This window comes from Mycobacterium sp., assembly GCF_049683935.1.
GTDB lineage: Bacteria > Actinomycetota > Actinomycetes > Mycobacteriales > Mycobacteriaceae > Mycobacterium.
In genome coordinates this window covers 1-8,471 of the sequence record NZ_JBAUJR010000378.1, presented here as the reverse complement: position 1 = coordinate 8,471, position 8,471 = coordinate 1, and the positions used below count along the sequence as shown (strand labels likewise).

Annotated in this window: 10 protein-coding genes and 1 pseudogene; 7 read left to right on the top strand and 4 right to left on the bottom strand. The window is 66.9% G+C overall.

Annotation, left to right across the window (positions count from 1 at the left end; all coding sequences use genetic code 11):
- Positions 1–212: pseudogene (locus tag WA965_RS21915) on the bottom strand (MMPL family transporter); the annotation flags it as partial.
- Positions 213–273: 61 nt separating this feature from the next.
- Between WA965_RS21915 and WA965_RS21910 the strand changes: the two are divergent.
- The 7 genes from WA965_RS21910 to WA965_RS21880 all read left to right on the top strand — a co-directional run bounded on the left by WA965_RS21910 (position 274) and on the right by WA965_RS21880 (position 5,493).
- On the top strand, positions 274–804 hold the full coding sequence (locus WA965_RS21910; protein ID WP_526300362.1) for a MarR family winged helix-turn-helix transcriptional regulator: 531 nt from the start codon (positions 274–276) through the stop codon (positions 802–804).
- Positions 801–2,003, top strand: coding sequence for a formate-dependent phosphoribosylglycinamide formyltransferase (gene purT / locus WA965_RS21905; protein WP_526448068.1), 1,203 nt, complete (start codon positions 801–803; stop codon positions 2,001–2,003). Before WA965_RS21910 ends, purT begins: the two co-directional genes overlap by 4 nt.
- On the top strand, positions 2,000–2,446 hold the full coding sequence (locus WA965_RS21900; protein ID WP_526301473.1) for an Rv0361 family membrane protein: 447 nt from the start codon (positions 2,000–2,002) through the stop codon (positions 2,444–2,446). Before purT ends, WA965_RS21900 begins: the two co-directional genes overlap by 4 nt.
- A gap of 19 nt (positions 2,447–2,465) precedes the next feature.
- Positions 2,466–2,879: a rhodanese-like domain-containing protein gene (locus WA965_RS21895; protein ID WP_526301475.1), complete on the top strand. Its 414-nt coding sequence runs from the start codon at positions 2,466–2,468 to the stop codon at positions 2,877–2,879.
- An 8-nt stretch (positions 2,880–2,887) separates the two neighbouring features.
- Positions 2,888–4,090 (top strand): O-succinylhomoserine sulfhydrylase, encoded by a 1,203-nt coding sequence (locus WA965_RS21890; protein ID WP_526301493.1) that lies wholly within the window; start codon positions 2,888–2,890, stop codon positions 4,088–4,090.
- Entirely contained in the window at positions 4,091–4,495 is a 405-nt protein-coding gene (locus WA965_RS21885) for a hypothetical protein (protein ID WP_526301477.1), read from the top strand.
- A 167-nt stretch (positions 4,496–4,662) separates the two neighbouring features.
- The gene (locus WA965_RS21880) at positions 4,663–5,493 is read left to right on the top strand and encodes a L,D-transpeptidase (protein WP_526301479.1); all 831 of its coding nucleotides are present in this window, start codon (positions 4,663–4,665) and stop codon (positions 5,491–5,493) included.
- Positions 5,494–6,456: 963 nt separating this feature from the next.
- On the opposite strand, the gene WA965_RS21875 is transcribed toward WA965_RS21880, so the two are convergent.
- The 3 genes from WA965_RS21875 to WA965_RS21865 form a co-directional block, all read right to left on the bottom strand.
- Positions 6,457–6,939 carry a CAP domain-containing protein gene (locus WA965_RS21875; RefSeq protein ID WP_526301481.1) on the bottom strand — a complete coding sequence of 161 codons (483 nt, stop codon included), beginning with the start codon at positions 6,937–6,939 and terminating at the stop codon, positions 6,457–6,459.
- Between the two features lie 119 nt (positions 6,940–7,058).
- Complete coding sequence (locus WA965_RS21870) at positions 7,059–7,922, bottom strand: SDR family NAD(P)-dependent oxidoreductase (RefSeq protein WP_526301483.1); 864 nt, start codon at positions 7,920–7,922, stop codon at positions 7,059–7,061.
- Positions 7,923–7,964: 42 nt separating this feature from the next.
- The coding region (locus WA965_RS21865; RefSeq protein ID WP_526448067.1) for a hypothetical protein at positions 7,965–8,471 on the bottom strand (507 nt) is incomplete at its 5' end.

Sequence of the window (8,471 nt, the reverse complement as noted above, 5' to 3'; positions counted from 1 at the left end):
GCGCCGTCACCGCGGCTCACGACCAGGATCGCCGGGACGCGGTCGCCACCGGGAAACTCGGTGCGCAGCGCATCGGCGCGGGCGGACTCTGCCCCGGCGGGCACCGGTACGGGGGACTGCTCGGCGGAGTCGCCGGTGCCGATCAAGCCCATCAGGGCGCCGGAGGCGATGACGATGAGGAGCGCGACGAGCCAGGAGGTGCGGCGGTTCATGTCGGCAACTATTTCAGATAATTAAACATTAATCAATTGAAATTCTGGTTAAGGTGGTCGGGTGCAAGACGAGGACCGAGCGGTGCTGGAGGCGCAGATCGCTGCCGACGTGCGAGCGCTGACTGCGGAGTCCGACCAGATCGGGCACAACTTCGCCGGCCGGCACGCGCTGACGGGCAACGACTTCCGCGCGCTGCTCCACGTCATGGTCGCCGAGAATTCCGGCGAGCCGTTGACCGCCGGAGAACTCAGGAAGCGGATGGGGGTCTCTGGTGCGGCGATCACCTACCTGGTCGAACGGATGATCGCGTCGGGTCACCTGCTGCGGGATTCCGATCCTGCGGATCGCCGCAAGGTCATGCTGCGGGTCGCCGACCAGGGTCTGGAGGTCGGGAGGGAGTTCTTCACGCCGCTGGCCGGGCACACCACCGACTCGCTCGCCGACCTGCCGGACGACGACCTCGCCGCAGCGCACCGGGTGTTCGGTGCGCTCATCGGCGCGATGGGCGCCTTCCGGGCGCAACTCGACGGCCAGGTTGCGCATGGCGCGACTCATCGCGGCCCGGGTTCTGGCAGGGTGGATGGTCGATGAGTGACACGACAGACGGCGACGAGATGACTGAGCACCCGGTCCCGCCCGCACCCGGTTCGGCATCGGTGATGCTGCTCGGTGCCGGGGAACGCAGCCGTGAGCTCGCCCTGGCATTCGAGCGCCTCGGGGCCGAGGTGACGATCGTGGAGAAGTACGCCGACGCCGGCGCCCTCACCGCGCTCGTCGACGCGCAGAAGCCGCACTACGTGGTGGCCGACGCCGGCGCCGTCGCGACGGACGCCTGGATCACCATTGCCGAGCGCGGCGACGTGGAGGTCTTCCCGACTCCGCGCAGCACCCGGCTGTCGCTGGACGGCGAGGGGTTGCGCAGGCTCGCCGCCGACGAGCTGGGGCTCCCCACGGCGCCGTTCTGGTTCGCCGGCTCTGCTGACGAGCTCACCGCCGTCGCCACGCACGCGGGCTTCCCGCTGGTGGTCAAGCCCGTCGCTGCCGCCCCCGGTGAAGGCGAGTCGGTCCTGCTCAGGCCCGAGGACATCCAGCCCGCCTGGCGCCGCGCCGTCTCCGGGGGGCGGCTCAGCATGCAGCGGGTGATGGCGGAGACCGTCGTCGAGGTGGACTTCGAGGTGACACTGCTGACGGTGCGCACCACCGGACCCGCGGGTCCCGTCGTGCACTTCTGCGAGCCGATCGGGCACCGCCAGTCTGAAGGCGACGCCCTCGAATCCTGGCAGCCACAGCAGCTCTCGCCTGCAGCGTTGGACGCTGCGAAGTCGATCGCCGCCCGCATCGTCAACTCCCTGGGCGGCCGCGGCGTGTTCAGTGTGGAGTTGCTCGTCCGCGGCGACGAGGTCTACTTCGCCGATGTCCGGCCCCGGCCGCACGACACCGGGCTGGTGACCCTGCGCTCGCAGCGGCTCTCCCAGTTCGAGTTGCAGGCTCGCGCGGTCCTCGGACTGCCGGTGGACACCATCATGATCTCGCCGGGCGCGGTCGAGGTGACCTACGCGCAGCCGAACGACGGCGCGGAGTCGGAGAGCCCCGACGTCGACGACACCCAGTTGCGTCTGGTGCTGGCGGACGCCCTGGCTGTGGCCGAAAGTGACGTGCGCCTGTTCGACCGGTCCGATTCGGCCGAGGCGCGGGGCTGGCGCACCCTCGCTCTGGCGACCGCACCCGACCCGATCGTCGCCCGCGACCGCGTCCGCCGGGTAGCGACTGCTCTTCGACGGCTCCGGTGACCGAACCGACCGACTCGTCCGATGCCGGCGGGACCGCAGGACCCTTCCTGGGCGCCCTGACGATCATTGTCGCCATCGTGATCGCCGTCTGGCTGTTCAACGTGTTCTCCGGTGATTCGCTGACCGACGACCAGCAGATCGGGCTCGCCGTGGTGGCGCAGAACGACGCGCTCCAGCGCGAGGACTACGCCGCCTTCCGGTCCTACACCTGCGCGGAACAGCACGGGGTCGAGTCGGAAGTGATTGCCGAACAGCAGGATTCGGCAGCAACGCGGGGCGACCGTTTCGTCGACGGCACCTCCGGTGTGGCCATCGCCGGAGACCAGGCCACTGCCGATGTCACCTACCACTTCGAGAACGACCCCGACGCCCAGGAGACGGTCGAGGTCGCCTTCGTGCGCCAGGGCGGCGCCTGGAAGGTCTGTTCGACCGGTCCCAGTTAGCTATGGGACACTCACGACCGTGAGTTATGCGGGAGACATCACGCCTGACGAGGCCTGGACGCTGCTGAGTGAGAACCCCGAAGCCGTTCTGGTCGACTGTCGGACCGATGCCGAGTGGCGATTCGTCGGGGTGGCCGACCTCTCCAGCCTCGGCCGCGATGTCGTCTACGTCGAATGGAACCGCACCGACGGCGCGCACAACGACGGTTTCGTCGACGAACTGCAGGCTGCGGGCGTCACTCCGGGCGACCGCCCCGTGGTGTTCCTGTGCCGCTCGGGAAACCGTTCCATCCCCGCCGCGGAAGCGGCCACCGCAGCAGGCATCGCCCCGTCCTACAACATGCTGGACGGCTTCGAAGGCGGCCTCGACGAGCAGAAGCACCGCGGCGCCACGGGCTGGCGCGCACTCGGCCTGCCGTGGAGACAATCGTGAGCGAGCAGGTGCCGTCCGTGCGGATCCCGGCCGCGCTGCCCGACGGTGTCAGCCAGGCCACCATCGGCGTGCGCGGTGGGCTGCTGCGCTCGGGCTTCGAGGAAACCTCCGAGGCGTTGTACCTGACATCGGGCTACGTCTACGAGACCGCAGCCGACGCGGAGAAGGCGTTCACCGGAGAGATCGATCGGTACGTCTACTCGCGCTACGGAAATCCGACGGTGTCGATGTTCGAGGAACGGCTGCGGCTGATCGAGGGCGCGCCCGCGTGCTTCGCCACCGCCAGCGGGATGTCCGCGGTGTTCACGGCGTTGGGTGCCCTGCTGGGTGCCGGCGACCGATTGGTGGCCGCCCGCAGCCTCTTCGGGTCGTGTTTTGTCGTGTGCAACGAGATCCTGCCGCGCTGGGGCGTGGAGGTGGTGTTCGTCGACGGCGACGATCTGTCCCAGTGGGAGGCGGCGCTGTCGGTCCCCACCCAGGCGGTCTTCTTCGAGACGCCGTCGAACCCGATGCAGCAATTGGTGGACATCGCCGCGCTGTGCGACATGGCGCATGCCGCCGGCGCAAAGGTGGTGCTGGACAACGTCTTCGCGACACCGATTCTGCAGCAGGGTTTCCCGCTGGGTGTCGACGTCGTCGTCTACTCGGGCACCAAACACATCGACGGCCAGGGCCGGGTGCTCGGTGGGGCGATCCTCGGCGACAAGCAGTACATCGACGAGCCCGTGCAGAAATTGATGCGGCACACCGGTCCGGCGCTCAGTCCATTCAATGCGTGGACGTTGCTGAAGGGACTCGAGACGCTGGCATTGCGGGTTCAGCACCAGAATTCGTCGGCGCACCGGATCGCCGAGTTCCTGGAAGCGAACCCGGCGGTGAGCTGGGTCAAATACCCGTTCCTGGAGTCACATCCGCAGTACGACCTGGCCAAGAGGCAGATGACCGGCGGCGGAACGGTCGTCACCTTCGAGTTGAAGGGCGCCAGCAAGCAGCGGGCCTTCGAGGTCCTCGACAAGCTGCAGATCATCGACATCTCCAACAACCTCGGGGATTCCAAGTCGCTGATCACCCATCCGGCCACCACAACACATCGGGCGATGGGCCCGGAGGGTCGCGCCGCGATCGGGTTGGGCGACGGTGTGGTCCGGGTCTCGGTCGGGCTGGAAGGCACCGAGGATCTGATCGCCGACCTCGATCGGGCGCTGGGCTGAGTGTCCCGGCAGTCCGACGCGAAGAAGGCGCGGCGTAGGAAGCGGCAGCGAGTCCGCGACGAGGGCTGGGTGTCCGACAGCGTGGCGGCCGAACTCGAAGTAGCTGCGGAGTTGGAGAAATTCGACCACGGACTCACTGAACGCGGCTGGGTGTTCTCCGAGAACGCCGAGGGCGAGATAGGGGTGCTCTGGGTGTGGCCGCCGTCGGCTGCCGACGTCGACCACGACGCCGAAAGAGCGGACGCGACAGTTGTTCTCCTCACCCCTGAGGACGGCGGCGGGATCGCCCACGTGGTCTTCGTCGGGACCTCCGAGGACTACCAGTTCGGTCTGGAGGAACTCTTCGACCACCTCGACGTCATCGAGGCCTACCGGATGGGCGAGCCGCTTCCGGTGTTCGGCTGATCGGGCGCAACGCTGCACCAGCTGGCGCACCGTTGCGCAAGTGTGACGAACCCTTGATCAAATCGAAGGTGCGCAACATCTTTCGGTGACCGTGCGATCACCTCTAACATCAGAACTCTACCGTCAGCAATTTGACGATCTTGATATTTCGAACGATGTGGAGAACCATGCGCGTGGCCGTCAGGAGTGTCCTCGCCATGGGCTTGGTGGCTGCGGGCACCGTTGTGTGCCCCATGCATCCCGGTAACGCGGCAAGTCGGTCGCCGCAGCTCGATATCGTCGCTCTGTCCCCTGCGGAGGGCGCGGTGGTGGGTGTGGCGCATCCGCTGGTGATCACCTTCGGCAGTTCGGTGCTCAAACGGCGCGCGGCAGAACAAGCCTTGGGTGTCACCTCTGAACCTCCGATGACGGGCAAGTTCGAGTGGGTGGAAAACAATGTCGCGCAGTGGGTCCCGGACCAGTTCTGGCCCGCGAACAGTACGGTGAAGCTCACGCTGGGCGACCTGCCGACCCGGAACTTCGAGACGGGCCCGGCCGTCATCGGTGTCGCCAACCTCTCGGACCACACGTTCACCGTGACAGTCGACGGACAGCCTCCCGATCAGCTTCCGGCACCGCATCACCGGCCCAACTGGGGACAGAACGGGGTGTTCCCGGCTTCGATGGGACGCCCGGAATACCCTACGCCAGTGGGCATTTACACCGTACTGGCCAAGGAGCGCGACGTGCTGATGGATTCGAGCAGCGTCGGCATTCCCCTGGACTCTCCCGACGGCTACCTGCTGGACGTGGAGTACGCCATCCGGTTCACCCAACGGGGCCTCTTCGTGCACTCCGCTCCGTGGGCTGTCAACCAAATGGGATACGAGAACACCAGCCACGGCTGTGTCGGACTCAGCACCGAGGATGCCGAATGGTACTTCAACACCGTCAATGTGGGTGATCCGATCATAGTTCGGGAGAACAGCTTGGAAGTTCCCCGCACTGTTGCCGGCTAGCGCTGCCCGGGCCCACGGTCTGTGGCGACGGGTATCGACGCCCGCGCCGAGTTCGACCAGTTCCACCACGAATGCCGAGTCTGGCTGTCTGAGAGGCAATCCGGATGAGCGGCTTTCTTTGATGTGTCGACTGCCGGCCGGGGGTAGACACACCTACGGCCCGCCCCCTTATCGGGGACGGGCCGCCGGTGACGCTTCAGTTGCCGCCTAAGCTCCGGGGCCGGGCGCGATCGGTTGGCCGGGCACCGGCGCTCCAGTCGGCGCCGGACCCGTCGAATCTCCCTTTCCGGCAAGGCCACCCATGGTGGCCAGCGGAAGGCCGTCAGCCACAGCAGCGCCAGCTGGAATCAGTGGTACGACCGGCGGAACCGGGGGCGGCGCCAGTGGCGGTACGACCGGCGGAACCGGGGGCGGTGCCAGTGGCGGTACGACCGGCGGAACCGGGGGCGGTGCCAATGGTGGTACGACCGGCGGAACCGGGGGCGGTGCCAGCGGTGGTACGACCGGGGGCGGCGCCAGTGGTCCCGGCAATGCCATTGGAACACCGGACATCTCAGAGATCGGCGCGCAGGCGACCGCTCCCGCCGGGACTTCGCCCGCCGACGTCTGGAGGCACTCGTATCCACCGGCCTGGGCAAGGCCAGGGCTCAATGCCAACGCGATGCCGCACAGTCCGGCACCGACGGCAGCCACTCTGATGCTGAGTCGATCAACGACTGCCATCATGCACCAACTCCCTCATTAACTCTCCAAAGATCCATCGATTCGATGGGGGCAACAGGATGCTGGCCACCAATCCGAGCCGCCTGGCAGCGACGTCGTCAATTTATCCCGACGAACTACAAGGGTGGAAGACGCTGCACCAGGCCGTTTCCGAATGGTGACGTTCGGTGCTGTTTGACATCCGTTCGTGTTGGAAATCTATTGCAAAAGAGATGATTCCGAGACTTGACGGTCTGAAACTCAAGGACCTGCGAAGTCACCGACAGCGGTCATCGTCTGGCCGTCCCAGGCAGTGGCGAAGCCGCCTGCGGTGAATCCGCAGTTCAAGATGATCGCCCGGTGGCCGGGACTTTGCATCCAGAAGTTGAGCGCACCATCGGCAGTCGCGGCAGAACCAGTGGCCCAGTAGACGATCTCACCGGTGGACCCGAGACTGCCGTAGCCTGCGTCCGCCATACGTGCTCGCGGTGACGAGCCGTCCGAGCCGGTATGGCTGTAAGCGCGGTTCTGCAGCATGTCGTCGGCGTGCCGCTGAGCCGCCGCGGTCAGTCGCGCGTCCTCGCCTATCGCCCCGCATGCCTGGCGAAGCTGTTTGACGCCGAGGGATATCCCTGCCGCCCGGCCGTCAGCCTGCGCCGTGAAATCTCCCGCGGTGGCGTCGAGCGCCGTGGTCACGACAGCGCACATTGCGAGAATGCCGACGACCTTGGTCTTCATCACCATGTTGCCTTTTGCCGTGCCTGCAGTTACCAGCGGTTGGCTATCAGTGGTGTTGTCGTGACGCTAGGGGGATCCGTTACACGAAAGAAACCCAAACGTGCCTGTCCCGGCTGATCGGTGGGCTATTTCTGCGCCTGACCTTCGACCACGCCCAGGGCCGCCTGTGCGCGGTCCTCGTAGGTCTTCCGCGTCGCGGTGTCGAACTCGAGGAACACGTTGTCCAGACCGAGCTTCTTGTTCATCCAGCGCCTGCCGCGCGGTCCGAGCAACTGCGCGGCCTGGGCGGTGAAGCGGAGGAACGGCGGTACCGCGACGTGGGTCTTGGGCTTGTCGAGCGTCTTCACGATGGCCGCCGCGATCTCCTCGGGCTCCACCGGCTTGGTGCCCGCGGTCTCTCGGGTTCCCGAGATCAGGTCGGTCCTGGTGAACGGCGGCATCACCACAGAGACGTGCACGCCGTGCGGCGCGACCTCGTCCGCCAGCGCTGTCGACAGGCCCACGACGCCGAACTTCGCGCCGACGTAGACCACCTGGCCGGGCACCGGGATCACTCCTGACAGCGACGCGATGTTGATGATGTGGCCGCGGCGGCGGTTGAGCATGTCGGGCAGCGCAAGCTGGCACCCGGCGATGACACCGTAGAGGTTGACCTCGATCGACGATCGGATCGACTGCTCGGACTGCTCGAGGAACGGCCCGATGGGCATGACGCCGGCGTTGTTGATCAGCACGTCGATGTGGCCACCGCCGTCGGTGCGTGCCTTGTCCAGGAACGTCGCGAACGACTCGCGGTCGGTGACGTCGAGCGGGTAGCCCGATACCGACCCGAGCTTGGTCAGCTGAGCCACCGCCGACTCCTGAAGCGCCACGTCACGGTCTCCGATGACGACGCGGGCGCCGCGCTTGAGCAGGGCCGTCGCGGTTGCGTACCCGATGCCCCGTGCCGCCCCGGTGATGACGATGGTCTTGCCGGCGATGTTGTCCATGCGGCGAAACTTTACACGTGTCAAGTTTTGAACGGAAGCCCGTCACTCGACGACGTCGGCACCGGCCGGACCGAACAAGTACAGGTGATCGACCACGGCCGCCGGGTCCGCGGACCAGTCCATCGCGGTCAACTGGGCGCGGCTTCGGCGGCCCGTCCGCCACCGCAGGGCCTCGAATCGTGTGGTGTGCAGAACGAGCTCGGCACCCCCGGTCTGGCCGCTGCGATACTCACCGTCCTCGACGACGACGTGCAGTGGTACGGGAGGGTCGAGCATGGCAAGCAGCGTGTCCGCGGTCCACCTCACGGACTCCGCATCCCGCGCGCCGGGCCGGCCGATCGCGCTGCGGATGTCGTGTTCGTGGCAGGCGATGTCGCCCAGCGGCGGCTCCAGGTCGGTGGTCTCGGCCAGATGGTGCAGCCTGCTGGCGGCGCTGTCCCAGAGTTCCAGGAGCTCGGTTTCGCCGAGTCCGTCGAATCGGCGGACGTGCTCGGCGGTCTGCGCATCCGTCGGCGCCCCCGCCAGTCGCCCGTCGGCCCAATCCTGCGC

What these genes read in the sequence shown, in the direction of transcription:
- purT (WP_526448068.1), top strand. Translation starts at nt 801, where the DNA reads ATGAGTGACACGACAGACGGCGACGAGATGACTGAGCACCCGGTCCCG.
- WA965_RS21870 (WP_526301483.1), bottom strand. Translation starts at nt 7,922, where the DNA reads ATGGACAACATCGCCGGCAAGACCATCGTCATCACCGGGGCGGCACGG.
- WA965_RS21880 (WP_526301479.1), top strand. Translation starts at nt 4,663, where the DNA reads ATGCGCGTGGCCGTCAGGAGTGTCCTCGCCATGGGCTTGGTGGCTGCG.
- WA965_RS21875 (WP_526301481.1), bottom strand. Translation starts at nt 6,939, where the DNA reads ATGGTGATGAAGACCAAGGTCGTCGGCATTCTCGCAATGTGCGCTGTC.